The organism is Kitasatospora sp. NPDC127111 (assembly GCF_042677465.1).
Lineage (GTDB): Bacteria > Actinomycetota > Actinomycetes > Streptomycetales > Streptomycetaceae > Kitasatospora.
This window is the reverse complement of sequence record NZ_JBHXTG010000002.1, coordinates 123,653-146,111: the sequence shown is the minus strand read 5'-3', so window position 1 is coordinate 146,111 and position 22,459 is coordinate 123,653. Positions and strand designations below refer to the sequence as shown.

Below are 22,459 nucleotides of genomic sequence, written 5' to 3'. Positions count from 1 at the left end.
GGACGCGGCGCCCCCGGTCGGGGCGGTCAGACCGCGGACTGGAACCGGGCCACCGGCACGGCGCCGGGACGGTCCTCGTCCACACCCGCCCGGCGGACCAGTTCACCGACGAAGGACGGCGCCCGGCCGGCGAGTTCGCCGAGCGTCGGCCGCTCCGGGCCGTCGCCCGGCCCGAGCGGTGCACCGGTGGGGGTGGCGGTGTCACTCATCGATTGCCTCACCCTCTCAGGAGGAGTGGTGGCCCCGGCCCGCAGCCGGGGCCCTTCCGTCCACGCTACCGCCCGGTGTGACGCCGGATCAGATCGCACCGGAGGGCGGCCGGTTCACGCAGGAGCGCACGACGGGCGCACGGGCCCGGCCGCCACGGCACACCCGCCGTCGGGCACCCCCCGGGCCTCCCGGGCCCCCGGATCCTCCGCGCCACCGCGACACCGCGACACCGGGTCACCGGGTCACCGGGTCACGGGGTCACGGGGTCACGGGGTCACCGGGTCACGGACAGAGCCGCTCCACCCGCCAGCCGGACGGCAGCGACGGGTCGGCGAGGAACAGCAGCCGGTCGTGCAGCCGGTTCTCCCGGCCCTGCCAGAACTCCACGCGCTCCGGGACCACCCGGTACCCGCCCCAGAACGGCGGCACCGGCACCCCCTCGCCCTCCGGGTAGCGGCGCTCCAGCTCCGCGTACCGCTGCTCCAGCACCTCGCGCGAGCCGACCGGGCTGGACTGCTCGCTGGCCCAGGCGCCGAGCTGGGAGCCGTGCGGGCGGGTGCGGAAGTAGGCGGCGGTCTCGTCCCGGCCGACCTTCTCCACCCGGCCCTGGACGATCACCTGGCGGGCCAGCGGAACCCACGGGAAGAGCAGCGCCGCGTACGGGTTGGCGGCCAGCTCGGCGCCCTTGCGCGAGCCGTAGTTGGTGAAGAAGACGAAGCCGCGCGCGTCGAATCCCTTCAGCAGCACGGTCCGCGAGCTGGGCCGCCCCTCGGCGTCGGCGGTGGAGAGCACCATCGCGTTGGGTTCCACCACCCCGGCGTCGTCCGCCTCGTGGAACCAGCGGGTGAACTGGGCGATCGGCTCGGCGGCGAGCTGCTCCTCGACCAGGCCCTCGTGCGTGTAGTGCTTGCGCATCACGGTGAGGTCCGGCCCGGGCCGGGCCTCGTCGGCCAGGATCCGGGTGGCGGGGCTCAGGGGCGTCGACTGGGCGCGTTCCGGGGTCACCCCAACATCATCCCGTAAGACAAGCAACCGCCACCGCTACCTCCGGACAAACCCCGGTGGGAGATAAGGTGACTCGCCACCGCTTGACCGCCCGGCCTACGGTGAATTGTCCGGAACCTGCGGTTTGGTTCCGGAGATTTCCCGGGCACGACCGGCCTCCGGGCGAAAAGTCAAGCGGGCCCGCGGGAAACATCACCACGTGGTGTATGGCGTAATGCACCCTGTGCCTGTCACGCTGGCACCGAGTGCCAACCACCATTCGGTCACTGGCGTACCGCCCCACCACGGCGGTCCCGCCGATCGCAGAACTGAAGGAGCCGTCGCATGTCCGACTTCGTACCCGGGCTTGAGGGAGTCGTCGCTTTCGAGAGCGAGATCGCCGAACCCGACCGTGAAGGCGGCGCCCTGCGGTACCGAGGCGTCGACATCGACGACCTGGTCGGACACGTCTCCTTCGGCCACGTCTGGGGCCTGCTGGTCGACGGCAAGTTCAACCCCGGTCTGCCGGCCGCGGAGCCGTTCCCGATCCCGGTCCACTCCGGCGACATCCGGGTCGACGTGCAGTCCGCCCTCGCCATGCTCGCCCCGGTCTGGGGCCTCAAGCCGCTGCTGGACATCTCCGCCGAGCAGGCCCGCGACGACCTGGCCCGCGCCGCCGTGATGGCGCTCTCCTACGTCGCCCAGTCCGCCCGCGGCCAGGGCCTGCCGATGGTCCCGCAGAGCGAGATCGACAAGGCCGAGACCGTCGTCGAGCGCTTCATGATCCGCTGGCGCGGCGAGCCGGACCCGAAGCACGTCAAGGCCATCGACGCCTACTGGACGTCCGCCGCCGAGCACGGCATGAACGCCTCCACCTTCACCGCCCGCGTCATCGCCTCCACCGGCGCCGACGTCGCGGCCGCGCTCTCCGGCGCGGTCGGCGCGATGTCCGGCCCGCTGCACGGTGGGGCGCCGTCCCGCGTGCTCGGCATGATCGAGGAGATCGAGCGCACCGGCGACGCCACCAAGTGGGTCAAGAACGCGCTGGACAAGGGCGAGCGCCTGATGGGCTTCGGCCACCGCGTCTACCGCGCCGAGGACCCGCGCGCCCGGGTGCTGCGCCGCACCGCCAAGGAGCTCGGCGCGCCGCGCTTCGAGGTCGCCGAGGCGCTGGAGAAGGCCGCGCTGGAGGAGCTGCACAACCGCCGCCCCGACCGCGTGCTGGCCACCAACGTCGAGTTCTGGGCCGCCATCATGCTGGACTTCGCCGAGGTCCCGGCGCACATGTTCACCTCGATGTTCACCTGCGCCCGCACCGCCGGCTGGTCGGCCCACATCCTGGAGCAGAAGCGCACCGGCCGCCTGGTCCGCCCGGCCGCGCGCTACATCGGCCCCGGCCCGCGCAGCCCGCGCGACATCGAGGGCTACGACGCCATCGCGCACTGACCCGCCCGGCCTGTCCCGACAGGTCCCGAAAAGTGCTGCGGGGGACAGCGGATCCGGCCTCGGCCGGATCCGCTGTTCCCGTGTCCGGGGGCCGGAAAGATCACATCTCAGCGAACGGACAACCGCCACACTTTCTCCGCATCGGCCGGTAGGCTGCCGAGCGTGGCTAAGATCCAGATCCCCGCTGACATCAAGCCCGCAGACGGCCGTTTCGGCTGCGGCCCGTCCAAGGTGCGCCCCGAGGCCCTGAGTGCCCTCGCCGCCACCGAGACCTCCCTGCTCGGCACCTCGCACCGCCAGGCCCCGGTGAAGAACCTGGTCAAGCGCGTGCGCGAGGGCGTGAGCAGCCTCTTCTCCCTCCCCGAGGGGTACGAGGTGGTGCTCGGCAACGGTGGCTCCACCGCCTTCTGGGACATCGCGGCCTTCGGCCTGGTGCGGGAGAAGTCCCAGCACCTCGACTTCGGCGAGTTCTCGTCCAAGTTCGCCTCCTCGGTCAAGGCCGCCCCGTGGCTGGCCGAGCCGACCGTGATCAAGACCGCCCCGGGCACCCACCCGCTCCCGGTCGCCGAGGCCGGCGTGGACGTCTACGGACTCACCCACAACGAGACCTCCACCGGCGTGGCGATGCCGATCAAGCGCCCGGCCGGCGCCGACCAGGGCTCGCTGGTCCTGGTGGACGCCACCTCGGGCGCCGGCGGCCTGCCGGTCGACATCACCGAGACCGACGTCTACTACTTCGCCCCGCAGAAGTCCTTCGCCTCCGAGGGCGGGCTCTGGCTGGCGTCCTTCTCCCCGGCCGCCCTGGAGCGCGCCGCCGAGATCGCCGCCTCCGGCCGCTACATCCCGCCGTTCTTCGACCTGCCGACGGCCATCGACAACTCGTCGAAGGACCAGACGTACAACACCCCGTCGATCGCCACGCTGTTCCTGCTGGCCGACCAGCTGGAGTGGCTGAACGGCAACGGCGGCCTCGACTGGGCGGTCGCCCGTACGGCTGATTCCTCGTCCCGCCTGTACGGCTGGGCCGAGAAGTCCTCGTTCGCCACCCCGTTCGTGGCCAACCCGGCCGAGCGTTCGCAGGTGGTCGGCACGATCGACTTCGACGACGCGGTGGACGCTGCCGCCGTCGCCAAGGCACTGCGTGCCAACGGCATCGTCGACACCGAGCCGTACCGCAAGCTGGGCCGCAACCAGCTGCGCATCGCGATGTTCCCGGCGATCGACCCGGCGGACGTCGAGGCGCTCACCGCCTGCATCGACTACGTGGTCGAGCAGCTCTGACCGGTTCGCCGGCACGACGCACGGCAGAGGGCCACCGCCCGCGGGCGGTGGCCCTCTGCGCGTCCGCGGCCACCGGCCGGCCTACCTGTTGACCAGCGAGCCGATCACCACGACGGCCAGCAGCAGCACCAGGGCGCCGGTCACGATACGCATGCGAGTCTTGGGATCCACGGTCATCGAGCGTACCCGGGCCCGGGCGGTGACCGGACGCCGAGGTCGGACGCCGAGGCTGGCCCCGCCGCTGACGTCCAGGTTCTGCCCGGTGATCCAGCGGGCGTCGTCCGAGGCCGGGAAGGCCACGACGTCCGCCACGTCGGCCGCCACGTCGGCCGCCTCGCCGACCCGGCCGAGGGCCGCGTAGCCGGACACCCGGGCCCGCGCCTCCGGGTCGTCCGGCCAGGGGTTGACGTCGGTGGCGACGACGCCCGGCAGCACGGCGTTGACGGTGATCCCGCGCGGGCCGAGCTCCTCCGCGAGCGTCAGCGTGAGGGTGTTCAGCGCACCCTTCGTCATCGCGTACGAAACCGCCGAGGGGAAGGCCGCCCGGGTGACGCCGGGGGACGCGTTGACGATCCGGCCGCCGTCCCGGAGCCGCCCCAGGCCCTGCTGGACGACGAAGAACGGCGCCGGCCCCGCCCGCTCCTCCTCACGCCCCCTCCGCCCGGCCCCAGGCGGCCAGCGGCCAGGCGCGGACCGTCTCGTAGCGCATGGCGCCGCGGTCCGGCACGCTCTCCATCAGGTGCAGCTCGGCGGCCTCCCACTCCGGTCCCCGGTAGTCGGCCAGCGCCGCGGCCAGGCCGTCCAGCTCCGCCGCGGCCACCCGCTGCACCGCCCGGCGGTGGCCGCGCGAGGAGCCGGCCCGGGCCAGGGTCAGGTGCGGGTGGAAGGCGAACGCGTCCGTCTCGCCGGTCACCTCCGCGGTGGCCTCGTGCACCGCCTCGGCGAGCCGCCGCAGCGCCCAGGTCTGGCCGTCCACCCCGGCCCAGAGCACCCGGTCGCCGAACCGCCCGGCCCCGGAGATCGACAGCCGGTGCACGGGGTGCACCTCCGCCACCGCGGCCAGCCCCGCCTCCAGCTCCGGCAGCCGCTGCTCCGGCACCTCGCCGAGGAAGGCCAGCGTGAGGTGCCAGCCCTGGACGCCGGTCCAGCGCAGCCGGTCCGCCCCGGGCAGCCCGCGCACCGGCGCCACCGCGTCGTGGAGCCCCTGCAACGCCTCGACCGGCGGCAGTACCGCCACAAAGAGCCTCATACAGCCATCATCCCGCCGGCGCGGAGCACGGCGACGCCTTCCCGCCGGGAGCCGATTGGGCTAGAACGGATCTCGTGACGCGTACGAACACGATGACGATCCGCACCGGCGGCCCCGACGACACCGCCGACATCCTGACCCTGCTCGACGAGGCGGTGGCCTGGCTGGCCGCCCGCGGGCGCACCGGCCAGTGGGGCGACCAGCCGTTCAGCACCATCCCGGCCAGGGTCGAGCACGTCGAGAAGTACAGCCGCGAGCCGTTCCTGATCCGGCTCGCGGTGGACGACGAGGGCCGCACGGTCGGCTGCTGCGTCGTCTCCGAGGAGCGCGGCGCGTACGTCCCCGCGGTGCCGGAGCGCGAGCTGTACATCCGCAACCTGGTCACCGACCGGTCCCGGAAGGGCTCGGGCATCGGCGCAGCGCTGATCGCCGACGCGCTCGACGAGGCCCGTCGCCGCGGCATCGGCCTGGTGCGGGTGGACTGCTACGCGGGCGCCGACCGCAAGCTGGTCGGCCAGTACCGGGCGCTCGGGTTCACCGAGACCGAGTCCTTCGAGGTCGAGCAGCCGGCCGGCCCCTGGCCCGGTCAGGTCCTGGAGATCAGGCTCTGACCGGGAGCCCCGGGGGCCGGACGCCCCCGGGGCCGCCACGCGTCGTCAGCAGGCCGCCGCCAACTCGGACTTGGCGGTGGTTCGGGTGCGCGGCACGAAGGCCACCACCCGGCCGCCGCGGCCCGGGTGCAGGTCGAACCGGACCCGCAGGTCCGCGCTGCGGGCCAGCACCAGGCCGATCACGCCGGCTGCCAGGGCCGACACCAATCCGCAGGCCAGCAGCCCGAGTCGGGGCCCGTACGAGGCCGTCACCCAGCCCACCACCGGCGCGCCGATCGGCGTGCCGCCGGTGAAGACCAGCACCAGCAGGCCCATCACCCGGCCGCGCATCGCGGGGTCGGTGGCGAGCTGCAGGGCGGAGTTGACCGAGGTGTTGAAGCTCAGCCCGAACACCCCGATCAGGGTGAGCAGCACCGCGAAGGTCCAGTAGCCGGGCGCGAACGCGGCCGCCATCTCCAGCGTGCCGAAGGCCAGCGCCGCGCCCACCAGCCGGCGCAGCCGCGGCGCGCCCCGGCGGGCCGCGATCAGCGCGCCGGCCAGCGAACCGACCGCCATCGCGGTGTTCAGCAGGCCGTACTGCCCGGCGCCCACCCGGAAGGTGTCGTAGGCGAAGCCGGAGAGCAGCGTGGGGAAGTTGAACCCGAAGGTGCCGATGAAGCCGGCCAGCACCATCGGCAGGAGCAGCTCGGGCCGCTCCTTCACGTACCGCAGCCCCTCCCGCAACTGCCCCTTCTCGCGGGCGATCGGCTCGGTCGGGCGCAGTTCGCTCTCGCGCATCGCGAGCAGGCCGCCGATCACGGCGGCGAAGGAGAGCGCGTTCACCGCGAACGCCCAGCCGCTGCCGACCGCGGCGATCAGCAGGCCCGCGACGGCGGGGCCGACCAGCCGGGCGGTCTGGAAGTTGGCGGCGTTCAGGCTGACCGCGTTGGCGAGGTCCTTCGGGCCGACCATCTCGGAGACGAAGGCCTGCCGGGCCGGGTTGTCGACCACGGTGACCAGGCCGAGCAGCAGCGCGAACGCGTACACGTAATACGGCGTCACCACGCCGGCGATGGTCAGCACCGCCAGGCCGGCGGCGAGCAGGCCCATCGCGCCCTGGGTGTGGACGAGCAGGCGGCGCTTGGGCATCCGGTCGGCGAGCACGCCGCCGAACAGGCCGAGCAGCAGCATCGGCAGGAACTGCATGGCGGTGGTGATGCCGACGGCGAGCGGGCTGCCGGTCAGGCTGAGGACCAGCCAGTCCTGCGCGATCCGCTGCATCCAGGTCCCCGTGTTGGAGACCACCTGGCCGGCGAAGTAGTAGCGGTAGTTGCGAACGCGCAGGGAGGAGAACATCCCCCCGGGCCTCGTGAAGCGGGCGCCTGTGGGGGACGGGGCAGCGCGGGAGCTGCCGTGAGCGGCGGGGTGGACCGCCGCGGTGCGTTCGTCGGGGTCGTCGTCGCCGTTGCCGGGCAGCCCCGTGGGGGCGGGCGCCTGGGCGTCGGCGGCCGCGGCACTGTCCGCGGCGGGGTCGGTGATCGGGTCGTCGGTACGGATGGCGGCGGCGCTGGCTGCGGCCGGCGGTGTCACGGTGGTCTCCCCTCGCGGCGCGACGACCCGTCGGGGGGCCGTCGCGCTCCTGGTGTCGGTGGTCGGTCCTGCGGTGATGCGGTTCTCCTTCGTCCTCCGGCGGCTGACCGGATCGGGGTGCCTCAGAGATGTGCGAGCTTGTACAGCACGGGCGCGGCCTCCCGGAGGACGGCCCACTCCTCCTCGTCGAGCCCTTCGGCGAGCTCGGCGAGCCAGGCGTTGCGCCGGCGGCGGCTCTCCTGGAGGATCACCTCCGCCTGCTCGGTGCTGCTGACCACCACCTGACGGCGGTCCTCCGGGTGCGGCTCGCGCCGCACCAGGCCCTTCTCCTCCAGCATCGCGACGATCCTGGTCATCGACGGCGGCTGGACGTGCTCCTTCCGGGCGAGCTCACCCGGTGTGGCCTTCCCGCAGCGTGCGAGGGTGCCCAGCACCCCCATCTCGGTGGGGCTGAGCGACTCCTCGACCCGCTGGTGACGCAGGCGACGGGAGAGGCGCATGGTGGACGACCGCAGCTGACTGATGGCTGCGAGGTCCTGCTCGGACATCTCGGGCATGTTCTTTAGCCTACGTCATTACTCTCGCTAAGGAAAATTGCTTTCCCCGCCGCCCCACCGGCCACGGCCGCCCCGGCCCCTCCCCCGCCCCGACCCGTCTCCCCGCGCCGCGCGCGGCGCCGAGCGCGATGCTGGTCATGACGGGTTCCGCACCCACCCCTCAGGAGAACCCCACCCCTCAGGAGAAGGGCCGACCAGAAATGTCCGACCTCGCCACCGAGCAGAGCGACACCGGCTTCGCCCGCCTCGCCATGGTCACCATCGACTGCGCCGACCCGGTCGCGCTGGCCGCCTTCTACGGCGAGCTGCTCGGGTGGGAGACCCGGCACGTGGACGAGCACTTCGCCATCCTGGACAACCCCGAGGGCGGCAGCCCGCTGGGCTTCGGACGGGTCACCGGGTACCGGCCGGAGCCGTGGACCGAGCCGGACGGCAGCAAGCACTTCCACCTGGACTTCTACGTCGACGACCTGGACGAGGCCACCGCCAAGGCGCTCGCGCTCGGCGCCACCGAGCCCCAGTACCAGCACGGCCGCACGCTCAAGGTGCTGATCGACCCGGCCGGCCACCCGTTCGGTCTAGCTCCCTTGGAGTGACCTCCAAGGGGTCGGCTGCCTTCTGCGCAGGCGGCGTCAGGGCTTGGTGCCAAGATCTTGCCGGTCGCGTGAAGAACCGCCCTGACCTGCGGTTTCACCAAAAGCCCGAACCTTGTGCGACGCAGTGTCAGTGGCTACTGTCCCCCGTTGTCAGGGGCACAGCAGGCCAGACTCCCCCCGGGCGGCCACCCCCGCGCGCACCCGTTCTCCCGCCCGGCCCGTCCCCGGCCGGCGCATCCGCCCGCACCCCTGGCGTCAGTCCTCCCGTCCGAACCCCGTCAGGAGTTTCCTCGTGGGTGAGATCCATCATGCGGACCACGGCTGGGTGACACCCGCGGTCTCGTACTTCGTCGCCTGCCTGGGTGCCTTCGTCGCCCTGCGCAGCGCCCGCTGGGCACTCGTCTCCACCGGCCGGACCCGCGTCTACTGGCTGCTGTTCGCGTCGACCTCGCTCGGCGCGGGCATCTGGTCGATGCACTTCATCGCCATGCTCGGCTTCTCGGTCACCGGGATCGAGATCACCTACCGCCCGGGGCTGACCGTGCTCAGCCTGCTCGTCGCGATCCTCGTGGTCGGGCTCGGCATGTTCGCCGTCGGCTACAGCCGCCGCCGCGTCCCCGCCCTGCTCGCCGGCGGGCTGACCACCGGGCTCGGGGTGGCGGCGATGCACTACCTCGGCATGGCCGCGATGGTGCTGCCCGGCCACGTCGGCTACGACAGCACCACGGTGTGGCTCTCCGTCGGCATCGCGGTGTTCGCCGCGACGGCCGCGCTCTGGGCCGCGCTGAACATCCGCGGCACCGTCGCGGTGCTGGCCGCGGCCCCGGTGATGGGCGTCGCCGTGTGCGCGATGCACTACACCGGGATGGCCGCCGTCTCCGTCCGGCTCGACTTCGCGCACGGCACCCAGGACGGGGTGATGGCACTGCAGTTCATCTTCCCGCTGGTGGTCGGCCTGGGCTGCTACATCTTCTTCGGCTCGCTGGCCTTCGCCGTGTCGCCGAGCCGCAGCACCGCCAACGCGCAGCCGGTCCTGGTCGGCCGGGCGGCCCCGCTCGCCACGCGCGGGCGCTGACCGAGCCCGTGCGGCGGGGCCCGGTCTCCCCCACGACCGGGCCCCGCCGCACGTCCCGTCCTGCTGTTGCCCGTCCCGTCCTGCCGTTGCCCGTCCCGTCCTACCCGTTGCTCGTCACTCCGGCCGGCCCAGCAGGCCGGTCAGGTGCTCCGGCGTGGCGGCCGGGCAGACCTTGTGCACGAAGTTCCGCCGCAGCCCGTGGTACGGCTCGCCGTCCCGGTAGAAGTTGCGGTGCATCCGGCGCAGTTCCTCCGCCCGGTACTCGGCCAGCGGCTTCGCGTCCTCGTCCGCGGCCCTGGCGCGCTTCTTCTCCACCAGCCGGCCGGTCAGCTCCGGCGAGCGGGCCAGCCGCCCCGCCTCCCGGGCCACCCAGCGGCGGAACTCCGCCGCGCTGCCGCCCGCCGTCCGGTCCACCAGGCCCAGCCGCGCCGCGTGCGCCGCGCCCACCGGCAGCGCCTCCGCGGTCAGCCGCTCGGCCCGCTCCTCACCGACCCGGCGGGGCAGCGTGTACGTCCAGTACTCGGAGCCGTACAGGCCCATCAGCCGGTAGTGCGGGTTGAGCACCGTCGACTCCCGGCACCAGACCTCGTCGGCGGCGAGCGCCAGCATCAGCCCGCCGGCGGCCGCGTTGCCGGCCAGGGCCGCGACGGTGACCTTGTCGGTGGTGGTGAGGACCGCCTCGACCAGGTCGTCCATCGCGTTGATGTTCTCCCAGGACTCCAGTGCCGGGAACGACGCCCCCTCGATCACGTTGAGGTGGATGCCGTTGGAGAAGAAGTCCCGGGCCGCTCCGAGCACCAGCACCGAGGTCGGCCGGTCCGCCGCCGCCCGGTAGGCGGCCAGCAGCCGACGGCACTGGTCGGTGCTCATCGCCCCGCCGGCGAAGGCGAATTCGAGGAAGCCGACCTCGTCCTGCTCGTGGTAGCGCAGCTCCGACCAGGTCTCCCGGCCGGCCGCCGCGGCCGGGCTCACCGGCACCTCGCGGACCCGGTACAGGTGGTCGGCCAGCACCGTCGCGGCCGGCTGCTTGAAGGTGGCCGGCCCGCCGGGCGTACGGCGCGGGCGCAGCTGCGGGATCCACACCGCGCCGTCCACGGTGGCCCGGCAGACCGCGCCGTCCCGGGTGGCGATCACCGCACCGGGCTCGGGGCCGCGCAGCTCGTCCTCGGGGTGGCCGCCGTGCAGGAAGTACTCGCGCCCGTACAGCTCGTCCAGCACGCCCGGCTGCGAGTCGCCGGAGCGCAGCTTGCGCAGCACGGTGGCGGTGTCGTCGGCGGACCAGTCGATCCGGCGGACCTCCTGCGTGAGGAAGGGCCGCAGTTCGCCGCGGACGTCCGGACGGGCGTAGTCCAGCGGCTCGGGGGTGAACAGCCCGCCCTGGAAGCGGCGGACGGCCAGCAGCACCGCCTCGACGGCGGCGTCGGCGAGCTCGTTGCGGTACAGCTCGCTCTTGCCGCAGGCCGGCACCGGGAAGTCGACGGAGGCCCAGATGTCCCCGGCGTCCATCTCCCCGACGGCCTGAAGGACGGTCACGCCCCAGCGCTCGGCGCCCTCGGTGATCGCCCAGTCGAGCGAGGAGGGGCCGCGGTCGCCCTTGGGCCCGGGGTGCACGATCAGGACGGTCCGAGTGGACCAGACGTCCTCCGGGACCGCCCTGGTGAGCATCGGGCAGATGACCAGTTCGGGATCGGTCCGCTCCACGGCGGCCCGCACCTGCTCGTCGCCGAGCGCGAGTTGCACCGCCACCTCGTGCCCGCGTTCGCGGAGCTCGGTGTGGACGCGCTGGGTCAGGCTGTTGAACGCGCTGGCGATCAGAAGAACGCGCAAGGGGGCCTCCGGGCGGTGACGGGCGTCGTGCGCGCAGGCGATGAAACCAGGGCATGGACACGTAATGATTACGGTCGGGCCGCCCCTCGCAGACCCTCACCCACCCCGCACACCTGTGCTCCCGGCGCCGCCCGCGCTTCGCCCGATCTCCCCACGACCTCCCGATTCCGCCCGTGACACCGGCGGGCCCGGAGACGCTCCGGCTCCGGCGTCGGCTCCCGACTCCGACTCCGGCGCCGGAGCCGGCGCCGGCGCCGGCGCTAGCTTCGGTGTCAGCGCGGGAAGGCGCGCCGCGCCCGCCAGGTGGTGTGCTCGCGGGAGACCGCGTCCTCCGCCTCGGCGGCCAGCCGGGCCCAGCGCTGCTCGGCGTCCGGGGCCCTGAGGTCCAGGTCGGAGAGCTGGTTGCCGACGTTCTCCAGCTCGCGCGCGGCCAGCTGGTACGCGGCGGCCAGCGGACGCAGCTGCTTCAGCTGGGTCCAGGCGATCACCGCCGCGGCCGCCGCCGAGCTCGCACCGAAGACGTGCACCGGCAGCGCCCCGACCGCCTGGGCGATCGCCGCCGCCGCACCGATGATGATCAGCGCCGCGATCCCCAGCCCCCAGGAGACCGCCTGCGACTCGCAGGCCTCCGCCCGCGAGCGGTACCAGGTGCGCTGGCCCTCGACCCGGGTGCGCAGGTAGAACGTCCGGCGGGCGGTCAGGCTGCCGGCCCGGACCCGCCGCATCTCCGGGGTGATCTCCGGAACGGTGCCCGGCGGCACGATCTCCGGGTCCTCGAAGGCGCGCAGCACGTCCTCCACCTGGAGCAGGTAGCCGCGGTCCACGTCCCCGGACTCGGCGGGGCCGTCGAACGGCCGGGCCCGCACCGCGTACTTCCAGGCGAGCGTCTTGACCGACTCGGCCGCCGCCCGGGCCTCGTACCAGCGCCCCTGCGGGTTGCTGCGGCGCAGCCGGGACCAGAAGTACCCGGCGACCAGGAACGCGACCACCGAGAAGAGCGGCGTGACGTCGCCGTCCCCGCGGTGCTCCGGCCCGGGCAGCGAGCCCACCACGGCGGCGACCACCAGCATCGCGATCAGTCCGCGGTACCAGCGCAGCGTCTGCCGCTGGCCGTCCACCGACGCCCGGTCGGCCGTCCAGAACAGCTCCGGCAGCAGCTTCGCCTCGTCACCCACGGGCGGATCTTCCTGCACCATCGGTCGAGCCCCCTTCCCGTCTCCCGTCCAGGCAGTATGCCCACCACCAACTGCCCTACACGGCCCCCTTTTTGACACCCGGCGTTCGCCGGTGATTGCCCGTCAGCGAGGTAACCTATATAACGGGTTACATGCCCCTGCACTGGAAGCTCGTCATCGACTGCGCCGACCCGCACCGCCAGGCCGCGTTCTGGGCCGCCGCCCTCGACTACACGGCCGAGGACCACGGCGGCCTCATCGAGCGCCTGCTCTCGGCCGGCGCGATCACCCCCGACCAGCTCACCGAGGCCGACGGCCGCCGCGCCTGGCGCACCCTCGCCGCCGTCCGCCACCCCGAGGACCCGTACGACCCCGCCAGCGACACCGGCCTCGGGCGCCGCATCCTCTTCCAGCAGGTCACCGAGCCCAAGACGGTCAAGAACCGCCTCCACCTCGACCTCCACCCCGGCCCCGACGCCCGCCCCGCCACCGTGGACCGCCTCCAGGCGCTCGGCGCCACCGTCCTGCGCCACGTCGACGAGCCGGGCGGCTCCTGGACGGTCATGGCCGACCCCGAGGGCAACGAGTTCTGCGTGCACTGAGGGCCCGACCGCCACCCGCCTGAGACTCCTTCACGATCTGCACACTTATGACCGGTTCGGAACCGGGATCATAGGATTGCCGTCCCTTCATCCGGCCGTCCCTTCACCCGGCCGTTCGAAGGGCCCGGCCGAGCAAGAGGACAACGGGGAGGGTTCATGGCAGAGGGGTTCAAGGTCGACCTGGGTGCACTGGAGGCCGCCGCCTCAGGCATCACCGACACCCTGGCGAAGCTGCAGTTCAAGAAGGTCAGCGATCTCGACCCGAACAAGGACGACATCGGGCACGGCCACCTGGCCGACGTCCTGGAGAAGTTCTGCACCCGGTGGGAGATCGGCGTGGAGAACCTGGCGAAGGACGGCCAGTCGGTCGCCAAGCGGCTGAACGCCAGCGTGAAGGCCTACCGCGAGGTCGACGGCCGCATCGTCGGCCATCTCGACGGCACGTTGAGCCGCGACAGCGGCAAGGATCCTGGGGCGAAGTAGTGGCGAAGGAACTGGGACAGACGTCCGACCCGAAGGAGCTGGTTCCGGGCAACCCGGAGTCGGTCTCCTCGACCAGCGCCTGGCTCAAGAGCTACGGCGACACCCTGCACTCGGCCGGCGAGGGACTCAAGCGGATCGACACGACCGAGGGATGGTCCGGGGAGGCGGGTGACGCCTTCCGGGAGGCCTTCGAGGGCGAACCCACCAAGTGGCTGGACGCCGGCGACTGCTTCCACGACGCCGCCACCGCCCTCACCGCCTACGCGGCGACCCTCACCTGGGCCCAGGGGCAGGCCGCCGACGCGATCCGGCAGTGGGACGCCGCGCAGGCCGCGAGCAGCAAGGCCAAGTCCGAGCACCAGGACGCCGAGAAGAACGCCGGCCACGAGCTGCCGTTCACCGACCCGGGCGAGGGCGCCCGCGGGACCGCCAAGCACACGCTCGACAACGCGCGGAGCCAGCTCAAGAGCGCCGGCGACACCGCCGCCGACAAGATCGCCAAGGTGCGCGACAAGGCCCCCGAGGAGCCGGACTGGCTCGACGACATCGGCGACTTCTTCTCCGACGCCGGGGACTTCCTCCTCGACGTCGGCCGGGTCGCCGTCGAGGACCTGGCCTCCGTCGGCAACGCGATGATCCACAACCCCGGCGCGGCCCTGGAGGTGGCCGGCGGCCTCGGCCTCGCGGCCCTGGGCGCCGGCGGCGAGGTCCTCGGCTTCGGCCTCGACCTCACCGGAGCCGGCGCGGTCCTCGGCGTGCCGGTCAACGTCGTCTCCGCCGGCGTCATCGCCTCCGGCCTCGGTCTGGCCGGCGTGGGCGCGAGCCAGATCGCCCAGGACGCGGTCGGGCCCAACCGGGTCCACATGGAGAGCGAGGGCGGAGGCGGCGGGAGCAGCGCACCGGAGGTCCGGACCCAGCCCTCGCGGGGCGCCGACCCCAATGCCACCCCCGAGGGGCACACCACCAGCATCCCCAAGAACGCCGACGACACGACCAGGCGCGCGTTCACCCGGGAGAACGAGTCGGCCGAGATCCTGGCGAAGAACGGCTACAAGGTCGAGCAGAACCCGAAACTGACCGACACGACCAAGAACCCCGACTACCGCGTCGAGGGCGAGGTCATGGACTGCTACGCGCCCACCGCCAAGAACCCGCGATCGATCGCCACCGGGATCCAGAAGAAGGTGGACGAGGGGCAGGCGGACCGTATCGTGCTGAACCTGTCCGACAGCGAGGTCGACCTGGCCGCCATGCGCAAGCAGCTGAACGACTGGCCGATCGACGGCCTCAAGGAGGTCACCGTGATCGACAAGGCCGGCAACGTCGTCCCGCTGTACCCCTAGCCGTCCCCCCGGTCCGCAGCCGTCTCCCGGTTCCAGCCGTCCCCTGTCGGACGGAGCCGGCAAGAGCCACCCAGAGCACCCAGAGAAAGACGAACATGGCCATCTCCTACAGCCTCGAACTCGTGACTCCGCTGCCCACGGCCGCGGTCGCGGAAGAGTTCGCCGAGGTCGCCCGCTCGCTGCGGCTCTTCGACGCGTCCACGACGGCCGACCAGTTGCTCGACGACGGCGCGGTCACGGCGTACGGCACCTGGACCCGCGTGGTGACGCGCAAGCCCACCCCGTGGGGGGACCAGCTGCTCGGCGGCCGCGCCTTCACCCCGACCGTCTCGGTCGCCTTCCGGCTCGGCAAGGACGACGACATCGCCGGCCAGCAGGACGACATGGCCCGCCTCGCCGTCGCGCTGCTCTCCCGGGTGCCGGGCGACGCGGCTCTCCACCTCGACTACGAGGACGTCTGGCTGGTGCGCCTGGACGGCGAGCTGATCCTCAGCGAGCGTTCCGACTGGTGGCCGCCGAACCGCCTCGCCGAGGTCCCCGGCCCCTACCGCCGGGAGACCCACGAGTTCACCGACCCGGAGGACTGAGCACCACCCACGCGAACGGGCCCGTTCCCCCCACCTCGGGGGGAGCGGGCCCGTTCGCGTAGCGTTCAGCTTCACTCCATTGCAATGAGCCGATAGCGGTCGTTGCATTATCTCTCATCGTCACTGCAACGATTTCCCTGGCTTGACCTGCAGTTATGGCAATGTTGCGCAACATGGTTGTTGCCGGAACATGGAAAGCAACGTAGCTTTTCCGTTGTCGGAAACACCGAGCACGAGCGCAGGAGAGACACCATGCAGAAGTTCGACACCCCCGCCCCGGTCGCCGCCGTCCTGGACGTCCCGGCGGGGCTGATCCGGTTCATCGCCGCGGACCGGAGCGACACCACGGTCGAGGTCCTCCCGCAGGACGCGTCGAAGAGCCGCGACGTGAAGGCTGCGGAGCAGATCGCCGTCGAGTACGGCGACGGCGTCCTGCGGATCGGGGCCCCGGCGGCGAAGAACCGGATCCTCGGCGACTCCGGGCAGGTCGAGGTGACCGTCCAGCTGCCGGCCGGCTCCCGCGTCGACGCCAAGGCCGCCCTCGCCGAACTCCGCGGCGTCGGCCGCCTCGGCGACGTCACCTTCGAGGGCGCCCAGGCCGCCGTCAAGCTCGACGAGGCCGCCAGCGCCCGCGTCACCCTCCAGGCCGGCGACATCCGCCTCGGCCGCCTCACCGGCCCCGCCCGGCTCAGCACCCAGAAGGGTGACCTCACCGTCACCGAGGCCACCGGCGGCGCGGTCACGCTGCGCACCGAGTACGGCGACATCCAGGTCGGCGCCGCCCGCGGCGTGTCCGCCTCGCTGGACGCCGGCACCTCCTACGGCCGGATCCACAACGCGCTGCACAACACCGACGGCGCCACCGCCGGCCTCACCATCACCGCGACCACGTCCTACGGCGACATCACCGCCCGCAGCCTCTGAGCACCACCGCGATCGCGCTTGCGCGCCGCCACCCGGATACGTCCTGAACGTCCCGCACATCCCGCACGTCCCGCACCTCCTGCCACGAGACGAGGAACGACCATGAGCGAGTCCCACTACACCGCCGGGCCCGAGCGCCCGGACCTGCAGAAGGCCGTCCAGGAGTTCGTCGACGCCGGCTTCGCCGGGATCCAGCTGCGCGTGCACGACGAGCGGGGCGAGTGGACCGGCAGCGCCGGGGTGCTCGAGCTGGGCGGGAGCGACAAGCCGCCGACGGACGGACGGTTCTGGGTCGGCAGCTCCACCAAGACCTTCACCGCGGCCCTGGTGCTGCACCTGGTGTCCGACGGCGTCCTCGCACTGGACGCCCCGGTGGCCGACCACCTGCCCGAGTTCGGGCTGGACGAGCGGATCACCGTGCGGATGCTGCTGCAGCACACCAGCGGGTTGCCCAGCTACACCGGCGATCTCGGCCCTGACGGGACGTTCGTGCCGGGAATCCCCGCGGTGGGCAAGCCATGGGTGGACAACCGGTTCCACACCTACCGGCCGGAGGAACTCGTGCGGTTCGCCCTCGCCGAGCCGGCCCGGTTCGAGCCGGGAACCGACCAGAGCTACTCCAACACCAACTACACGCTGGCCCTGCTGCTGATCGAGAAGGCCGGCGGCCACTCCTACGCCGAACAGATGCAGCAGCGGATCCTGGAGCCGCTCGGCCTGCGGGACACCGTGGTGCCGGGAGACTCGCCGGAGCTCCCCGAGCCGCACGCCCACGGCTACTGCCGCTACGAGGACGCCGGCGAGTGGAAGGTCGTCGACGTCACCCGCCAGAACCTCTCCCTCCTGGCCGGCGCCGGCGACATGATCTCGACCACCCGGGACCTCCACACGTTCTTCTCCGCGCTGCTGGGCGGCAGGTTGCTGCCGGCCCCGCTGCTGGCCGAGATGCGCACGCCGCACGGAATGCTCAACTACGGCCTGGGGCTGTTCGTCCAGGACCTGGGCCCGGACTGCGGCGGAACCACCATCGTCCACCACAACGGCGGCGCCCCGGGCGGCTACGGAGCCCTGATGATCAGCACGCCCGACGGCAGCAGGACCCTGACCGCCGGCCTGACCACCGGCGACGCCGCGATCGACCCGGCACAGGTGTTCCCGCAAGCCCTGGACAAGCTCATCAAGGCCGTCTTCTGCAACGACCGGGTCAAGGACTGACCGCGCATCGCCGATCATGGCGAAGAGTTGTGGAGTCGAGGACGCGACATCCGGGAGGTGGCCGACCGTGGCCAGGCGTGACTACGAGGACGACCCGAACGCGCCCGAGCCGAACAGTCTCGTACCGGCCGCCTCGGTGGTGGTCGTGGACGCGACCGGGCGGGTGCTGCTGCAGCGGCGCACCGACAACGGGATGTGGGCGTTGCCTGGCGGAAAGATGGAGTTGGGCGAATCCCTCGCGGATTGCGGTGTCCGCGAGACCCGGGAGGAGACCGGCATCGACGTCGAGATCACCGGCATCGTCGGCACCTACACCAACCCCGGCCACGTCTTCGCGTACGACGACGGCGAGGTCCGCCAGGAGTTCTCGGTCTGCCTGCTCGGCCGCCCCGTCGGGGGCACGCTCCGGGTCTCCGACGAATCCTCCGAAGTGGCGTGGTTCTCCCCCGAGGAGGTGGACGGCCTCCCGATGCTCCCCAGTATCCGGAAGCGCATCAACGACTGGAAGTCGGGCGCGATCCCAGCCATCCGATAGTCCCCCAATACAGCGTCGGCCCCGCCCTCCACGGAGGACGGGGCCGACGGCATCCGCAGCTTAGGCGCGCATCAAAGCAGGCCGACACCGCTTATTCGCAGATCAGTCGATCACGTTCTCCGGATCGTCCAGCCAAACGCGCTGAGTGCCGGCCGTGGTGACCGTGACCCCGAAGCGCGTCGGGTCCGGCTTGGTGTTGCGCTCCCACCACGCGTACGCGGCGCTGATCTCCTCCCACAGATCGCGGGGGCCGGATTGGCTGACCGCATGCGGGCCGTTCCAGTCGGCGAACCGGCAGTGCGCGTAACTGACCCCGTCCCACACCTCGGAACGGCCGGTTCCAAGCGGGTCGTAGCCCGCCCAGACCCGCTGGCGGAACAGCCCCGGAACGCGCAGCCCGATCGCGAAGGCCGCTGCGGTTTCCTCATCCACCCACTTCGGATCGATGACGGAGGGGCTGTGGCGCACGTCGTCGATGTCGAACGGACCGGATTCGGGACGCTGATCGCGGACCCACATGAACGCCACGTCCGCGACGAACCGACCCGACGCCGAACACCCGTCGTCGGCCACGGCGAGCTTGAGCAACGCGCCGTTGCAGAACGCGGTGCCGAACGGGGTGAGGATCACGCCGCCGGGCCGGACCTGTTCGATCCACGAGGGCGGCACCGTCCGGACCGCCGCCGTGGCGTGCAGCCGGTCGAACGGCCCCTTCTCCGGGTAGCCGAGGGCGCCATCCCCGGCCACCACAGTGACCCCAAGGCCAGCACCACCGAGCCGGTTCCTGGCGGTGTCGGCGAGATCGCTGTCCACCTCGATAGTGGTCACCGACTCGGCCCCGAGTCGACGCGCCAGCAGCGCGGACGTCCAACCGGTGCCCGTCCCGACCTCCAGCACCCGCATACCGTCGGCGACGTCCAGGTGCCGCAGCATCGTGGCCACCACCGTGGGCATCGAGCTGGACGACGAGGGAGTCTGTCCGTCCTCGTAGAGCTGGGTGGCCAACGGCAGGTCCGAGCAGACCAGCTCCGACCATCGCGCGCTGTCCTTCCCCCGGTCGATCCACTCGCCCGCGTAGTGGATGCGATCGGGGGTGAACGCGGTGCGCGGCGCCGTGGCGAACGCCTTCTCCCACTCCGCCGTGAGCGCTCCCGACTCCTGCAGAGCCGCAGTCAGGTCAGCCCAGGTCATCACTTGCCCCCGGGCTTCGGCAGGTTGGTGGGGGGAGCATCGCGCTTCCCGTCGAGCGGAGCGGTGTCGGGCTTCCCGGAGTGGGAACCGCCCTTGCCGTTGCCCTTCCCGTCGCTGCCCGAACCTCCGCCGTGCTTTCCCATGGTCATCCTCCTGAAGATCTCGTCTTGGCGTCTGCCCCAGCGGGGCCGATCCCCGGCCCCATAGCGAGCCAGGTACCGGACCCGCCGGGGGTGGTTCAGCGGTCAGCCCTTGTCGGGCGGCATCGGGCCCGGGGGCCTCTCCGGCGGGTCGTAGGACATGCGGTACTCCTCTCGATCAGAGGTTCTCCAGTGGGTGAAGCGGTGCCGGCCGCCCCTCGGGGGAACGGTGCGACCGGCACCCGTCCGCCCGGCCGGTGCGCCTACAACGTGCGCGGGCGGAAACTGAGGTGACACTCAGGCCGAGCGGGAGAGGCGGTCCGCGACTCGGGCGTGAGCGGCGTTGACGAGGACAGCCAGGCGACGGGTACCAGTCACCACCTGGTCGGCCGCAACCTCGAACCACACGACCTTGCCCGCGCCCTTGGGGTACCAGCCCCACGAGTGCGCGACCCCTTCGACCAGGAGCAGCCCCCGGCCACCCGTCGCCATGTCCTCAGGGCGCCCAGGCTCAGGTTCGCGACGGCTGCTGTCCGCGACCTCCACCCGCAGCCGCTCACCGGTCCATCGCACCGTCACCCGGCACCGCGCCTTCGTGTGCTCCACGGCGTTCGCCAGGACCTCACTCGCGCACAGCTCCACATCGCGCAACGCCGCCTCCGACAGCGGCACCCGCCAGAAGCGCGCAATGTCGAGGATCAAGCGCCGCGCAAGGGCCACAGCCGTCGCATCCGGCTCAACGTCCCACTCCTGCGGCACTGGAAAGGACGCCGCATCCAACGGGCTCATCGGTACGGACCACCCTCCGCTTCCATCGAACCCCCGGCAGCGCTCGGGGAACCTCAGGATTGCCGGGTGGCCAGTGTCGGAATAAGGCCAGGGCGTGTACCCACGGTGGGTAAACTCGCCTTCAGTTATCCCAAGTGACACCCAGTGATGATCTTCCCGGGCCCGGGGGTGCCGGACGTGAGTGAGTCCACAGCGTCACCAGGGCTGCCGAGCCGGCTGCTGGCAGACCCGGAGATGATCTCCGCTTGCGCGGCCAGAGACTTTGCCCGGATCTTCCAACTCGCCAAGCGCAAAGGCGGATTCCATCCATCACGCATCGCCCGAGCCTGCGAACTGACACCCAGCAGGGTTGGCGAAGTCATGCGAGGTAAGCCGAAGATCACCAACATGGACGTCATCGAGCGGATCGCGGACGGCCTCCGGATTCCCGGACACATGCTCGGCCTCGCTGATCGAAGCTGGGAGCGGCCAGCGCTCCCCGCGCAGCGCCAGCCGACCGTGGCGGCGGCCAAGCCAGTCCAAGAAGCGTGGCCGGCGGCAACGGGGGCGAGCAGCGATCTGGACGACATCCTCGCCATCGCAGCCGGCACCAGGGTCACGCCCACCGTGCTGCGATCTCTCCAAGCGTCCATCGAGGACTACTGGAGGCGCGACGACGAGCACGGAGGGGAAGCCCTCCGCCCAGCCGTGATCGGCCAGCTCAAGTACGTCAAGGACATACTGCAGGAGACCACTGACCCCAACTTCCGGCGCAGCCTCCACGGCATCGCGGCTGAACTTGCACGTCTCACCGGATGGACGTACTTCGATGCCCGCCAACACAGCACCGCTCGCGGCTACTTCACCGAGTCACTACGGCTGGCGCGGGAGATCGACGACCGCCCGTTCATCGCCAATGTGCTCGCCTGCCTCAGCCTCCAGGCGACCTACCAGGACAAAGCCGAGGACGCCATCACGCTCGCCCGGGCCGCGCAGGACAGCGCGCGCCTCGACGGCGGCACACCCAGACTTCTGGCCATGCTCCACATGCGCGAAGCCTTCGGCCATGCCAGCGCCCACGACCACGAGGCCACCTACGAGGCGATCAACGAGGCACAGCGCCACTTCGGACGTATTGCCACGTCGGACGACGATCCGGCCTGGGTACAGTACTTCGATCACACCAAGCTCACCGTGGACACCGGGATCGCACTCGGCCAACTCGGAGACGCGACCGCAGCCGAACCTCTCATCGCCGAGGCTCTGCGAACCGAGCCAACGACGAATCTGCGAGGCCGAGCGTTCCACACCTTCTGGCTTGCGCGGACACAACTACAGGGCCGCAAAGTCGAGTTGGCCTGCACCACGGCCGCGCAGGCACTCGACCTTGCGGCCATCGTGGAGTCTCCCAGGGTGATCGCGCACCTTCGAGAGTTCCGCCAGCTACTCAGGCCCTACCGCCACACTCCGGCTGCGGCCGAACTGACCAGCCGAATCTCTGACTTGGCCGGCTGATCAGAGGCCGGCCTCATCGAGCAGCAGGTAAAGCACTCCCACCAGTGCGCCGCTGCTGACGATCTCGCGCCGGTCGATCATCCCGCGTAGCTCCGCCAGCGGAATCCACTCGATCCGGTCGGACTCGTTGCGCTCGGTCGGCGGACCGACGTACTCGACAGCCTCGGCCCGGAAGACGAAGTGCTCGGAATCGGTGATCCCGTTCGCCGGTTGAGCGTAGATCAGGGGCTTGACCTCGTCGACCTTCCAGCCCGTCTCCTCCAGCGCCTCGCGGGCTGCCGCATCCGCGGGGGTCTCGTCCGGCTCGATCAGCCCCATCGGGAGCTCCCAGGCCCAGGTGTCGGTGATGAAGCGATGCCGCCACATCATGAGGACCTGTTTCTCGCTGTTCACGATGGCGGCCACAGCGAGGTGCCGCAGTTTGACCACGTGGTGTTCCCAGCGGCGGCCGTCAGGTTGCTCGATGTCGGCCAGCCACAGGTTCACCCATGGGTTCTCGTAGATCGGACGTTCCCCGTGGATCTTCCACTGCATGGCTACGGCCCCTCTCGACGGACCTTCAGCATCTCAGAGAGC

General features: G+C 71.7%; 24 protein-coding genes and 1 pseudogene. 13 read left to right on the top strand and 12 right to left on the bottom strand.

Annotated elements, in window-relative coordinates:
* Positions 1-26: 26 nt before the first annotated feature.
* Positions 27-209, bottom strand: coding sequence for a hypothetical protein (locus ACFVHB_RS02470; RefSeq protein WP_380314381.1), 183 nt, complete (start codon positions 207-209; stop codon positions 27-29).
* Positions 210-492: 283 nt separating this feature from the next.
* The gene (pdxH, locus tag ACFVHB_RS02465; protein WP_380314507.1) at positions 493-1,125 is read right to left on the bottom strand and encodes a pyridoxamine 5'-phosphate oxidase; all 633 of its coding nucleotides are present in this window, start codon (positions 1,123-1,125) and stop codon (positions 493-495) included.
* 414 nt (positions 1,126-1,539) lie between these two features.
* Here pdxH and ACFVHB_RS02460 point away from each other — a divergent pair, with 414 nt between their 5' ends.
* Both ACFVHB_RS02460 and serC read left to right on the top strand, forming a co-directional pair.
* Entirely contained in the window at positions 1,540-2,640 is a 1,101-nt protein-coding gene (locus ACFVHB_RS02460) for a citrate synthase 2 (RefSeq protein ID WP_380314380.1), read from the top strand.
* Between the two features lie 162 nt (positions 2,641-2,802).
* Complete coding sequence (gene serC / locus ACFVHB_RS02455; protein ID WP_380314379.1) at positions 2,803-3,921, top strand: phosphoserine transaminase; 1,119 nt, start codon at positions 2,803-2,805, stop codon at positions 3,919-3,921.
* A gap of 219 nt (positions 3,922-4,140) precedes the next feature.
* Here the strand turns inward: serC and ACFVHB_RS02450 are convergent.
* Positions 4,141-4,548 (bottom strand): annotated as a pseudogene (locus ACFVHB_RS02450) (SDR family oxidoreductase); the annotation flags it as partial.
* A 19-nt stretch (positions 4,549-4,567) separates the two neighbouring features.
* Positions 4,568-5,170 carry an RNA 2',3'-cyclic phosphodiesterase gene (gene thpR / locus ACFVHB_RS02445; RefSeq protein WP_380314378.1) on the bottom strand — a complete coding sequence of 201 codons (603 nt, stop codon included), beginning with the start codon at positions 5,168-5,170 and terminating at the stop codon, positions 4,568-4,570.
* Between the two features lie 74 nt (positions 5,171-5,244).
* Between thpR and ACFVHB_RS02440 the strand changes: the two genes are divergently transcribed.
* Positions 5,245-5,781 (top strand): GNAT family N-acetyltransferase, encoded by a 537-nt coding sequence (locus ACFVHB_RS02440; RefSeq protein WP_380314377.1) that lies wholly within the window; start codon positions 5,245-5,247, stop codon positions 5,779-5,781.
* Between the two features lie 45 nt (positions 5,782-5,826).
* On the opposite strand, the gene ACFVHB_RS02435 is transcribed toward ACFVHB_RS02440, so the two are convergent.
* Both ACFVHB_RS02435 and ACFVHB_RS02430 read right to left on the bottom strand, forming a co-directional pair.
* Positions 5,827-7,350 carry an MFS transporter gene (locus ACFVHB_RS02435; protein WP_380314376.1) on the bottom strand — a complete coding sequence of 508 codons (1,524 nt, stop codon included), beginning with the start codon at positions 7,348-7,350 and terminating at the stop codon, positions 5,827-5,829.
* 122 nt (positions 7,351-7,472) lie between these two features.
* On the bottom strand, positions 7,473-7,907 hold the full coding sequence (locus tag ACFVHB_RS02430; RefSeq protein WP_209412939.1) for a MarR family winged helix-turn-helix transcriptional regulator: 435 nt from the start codon (positions 7,905-7,907) through the stop codon (positions 7,473-7,475).
* Between the two features lie 200 nt (positions 7,908-8,107).
* On the opposite strand from ACFVHB_RS02430, the gene ACFVHB_RS02425 reads away from it, so the two are divergent.
* Positions 8,108-8,503, top strand: a complete 396-nt coding sequence (locus tag ACFVHB_RS02425) for a VOC family protein (RefSeq protein ID WP_380314375.1) — start codon at positions 8,108-8,110, stop codon at positions 8,501-8,503.
* Between the two features lie 292 nt (positions 8,504-8,795).
* Entirely contained in the window at positions 8,796-9,578 is a 783-nt protein-coding gene (locus ACFVHB_RS02420; RefSeq protein ID WP_380314374.1) for an MHYT domain-containing protein, read from the top strand.
* Positions 9,579-9,692: 114 nt separating this feature from the next.
* Here the strand turns inward: ACFVHB_RS02420 and ACFVHB_RS02415 are convergent, their stop codons facing one another.
* On the bottom strand, positions 9,693-11,405 hold the full coding sequence (locus tag ACFVHB_RS02415; RefSeq protein ID WP_380314373.1) for a hydrogenase maturation protein: 1,713 nt from the start codon (positions 11,403-11,405) through the stop codon (positions 9,693-9,695).
* Between the two features lie 272 nt (positions 11,406-11,677).
* Positions 11,678-12,601 carry a DUF4231 domain-containing protein gene (locus ACFVHB_RS02410; RefSeq protein WP_380314372.1) on the bottom strand — a complete coding sequence of 308 codons (924 nt, stop codon included), beginning with the start codon at positions 12,599-12,601 and terminating at the stop codon, positions 11,678-11,680.
* Positions 12,602-12,732: 131 nt separating this feature from the next.
* On the opposite strand from ACFVHB_RS02410, the gene ACFVHB_RS02405 reads away from it, so the two are divergent.
* The 7 genes from ACFVHB_RS02405 (at position 12,733) to ACFVHB_RS02375 (ending at position 18,269) form a co-directional block, all read left to right on the top strand.
* Positions 12,733-13,182, top strand: a complete 450-nt coding sequence (locus tag ACFVHB_RS02405) for a VOC family protein (protein ID WP_380314371.1) — start codon at positions 12,733-12,735, stop codon at positions 13,180-13,182.
* 156 nt (positions 13,183-13,338) lie between these two features.
* Positions 13,339-13,665, top strand: a complete 327-nt coding sequence (locus tag ACFVHB_RS02400) for a hypothetical protein (protein ID WP_380314370.1) — start codon at positions 13,339-13,341, stop codon at positions 13,663-13,665.
* Positions 13,665-15,008 (top strand): putative T7SS-secreted protein, encoded by a 1,344-nt coding sequence (locus tag ACFVHB_RS02395; RefSeq protein WP_380314369.1) that lies wholly within the window; start codon positions 13,665-13,667, stop codon positions 15,006-15,008. Before ACFVHB_RS02400 ends, ACFVHB_RS02395 begins: the two co-directional genes overlap by 1 nt.
* A 95-nt stretch (positions 15,009-15,103) precedes the next feature.
* Positions 15,104-15,595, top strand: a complete 492-nt coding sequence (locus tag ACFVHB_RS02390) for a SitI3 family protein (protein WP_380314368.1) — start codon at positions 15,104-15,106, stop codon at positions 15,593-15,595.
* A 252-nt stretch (positions 15,596-15,847) separates the two neighbouring features.
* The gene (locus ACFVHB_RS02385; protein WP_380314367.1) at positions 15,848-16,519 is read left to right on the top strand and encodes a DUF4097 family beta strand repeat-containing protein; all 672 of its coding nucleotides are present in this window, start codon (positions 15,848-15,850) and stop codon (positions 16,517-16,519) included.
* 102 nt (positions 16,520-16,621) lie between these two features.
* Complete coding sequence (locus tag ACFVHB_RS02380) at positions 16,622-17,734, top strand: serine hydrolase domain-containing protein (protein WP_380314366.1); 1,113 nt, start codon at positions 16,622-16,624, stop codon at positions 17,732-17,734.
* A gap of 67 nt (positions 17,735-17,801) precedes the next feature.
* Positions 17,802-18,269, top strand: coding sequence for an NUDIX hydrolase (locus ACFVHB_RS02375; RefSeq protein ID WP_380314365.1), 468 nt, complete (start codon positions 17,802-17,804; stop codon positions 18,267-18,269).
* A gap of 102 nt (positions 18,270-18,371) precedes the next feature.
* On the opposite strand, the gene ACFVHB_RS02370 is transcribed toward ACFVHB_RS02375, so the two are convergent.
* The 3 genes from ACFVHB_RS02370 to ACFVHB_RS02360 all read right to left on the bottom strand — a co-directional run bounded on the left by ACFVHB_RS02370 (position 18,372) and on the right by ACFVHB_RS02360 (position 20,389).
* Positions 18,372-19,460: a protein-L-isoaspartate O-methyltransferase gene (locus ACFVHB_RS02370; RefSeq protein WP_380314364.1), complete on the bottom strand. Its 1,089-nt coding sequence runs from the start codon at positions 19,458-19,460 to the stop codon at positions 18,372-18,374.
* A complete protein-coding gene (locus ACFVHB_RS02365; RefSeq protein WP_380314363.1) occupies positions 19,460-19,603 on the bottom strand; it encodes a hypothetical protein in 144 nt (47 codons plus the stop codon). Before ACFVHB_RS02365 ends, ACFVHB_RS02370 begins: the two co-directional genes overlap by 1 nt.
* 294 nt (positions 19,604-19,897) lie before the next feature.
* Positions 19,898-20,389, bottom strand: a complete 492-nt coding sequence (locus ACFVHB_RS02360) for an ATP-binding protein (RefSeq protein WP_380314362.1) — start codon at positions 20,387-20,389, stop codon at positions 19,898-19,900.
* A gap of 177 nt (positions 20,390-20,566) precedes the next feature.
* Between ACFVHB_RS02360 and ACFVHB_RS02355 the strand changes: the two genes are divergently transcribed.
* Positions 20,567-21,883, top strand: coding sequence for a hypothetical protein (locus ACFVHB_RS02355; protein WP_380314361.1), 1,317 nt, complete (start codon positions 20,567-20,569; stop codon positions 21,881-21,883).
* On the opposite strand, the gene ACFVHB_RS02350 is transcribed toward ACFVHB_RS02355, so the two are convergent.
* The gene (locus ACFVHB_RS02350; RefSeq protein WP_380314360.1) at positions 21,884-22,417 is read right to left on the bottom strand and encodes an NUDIX hydrolase; all 534 of its coding nucleotides are present in this window, start codon (positions 22,415-22,417) and stop codon (positions 21,884-21,886) included.
* Positions 22,418-22,459: the final 42 nt, after the last annotated feature.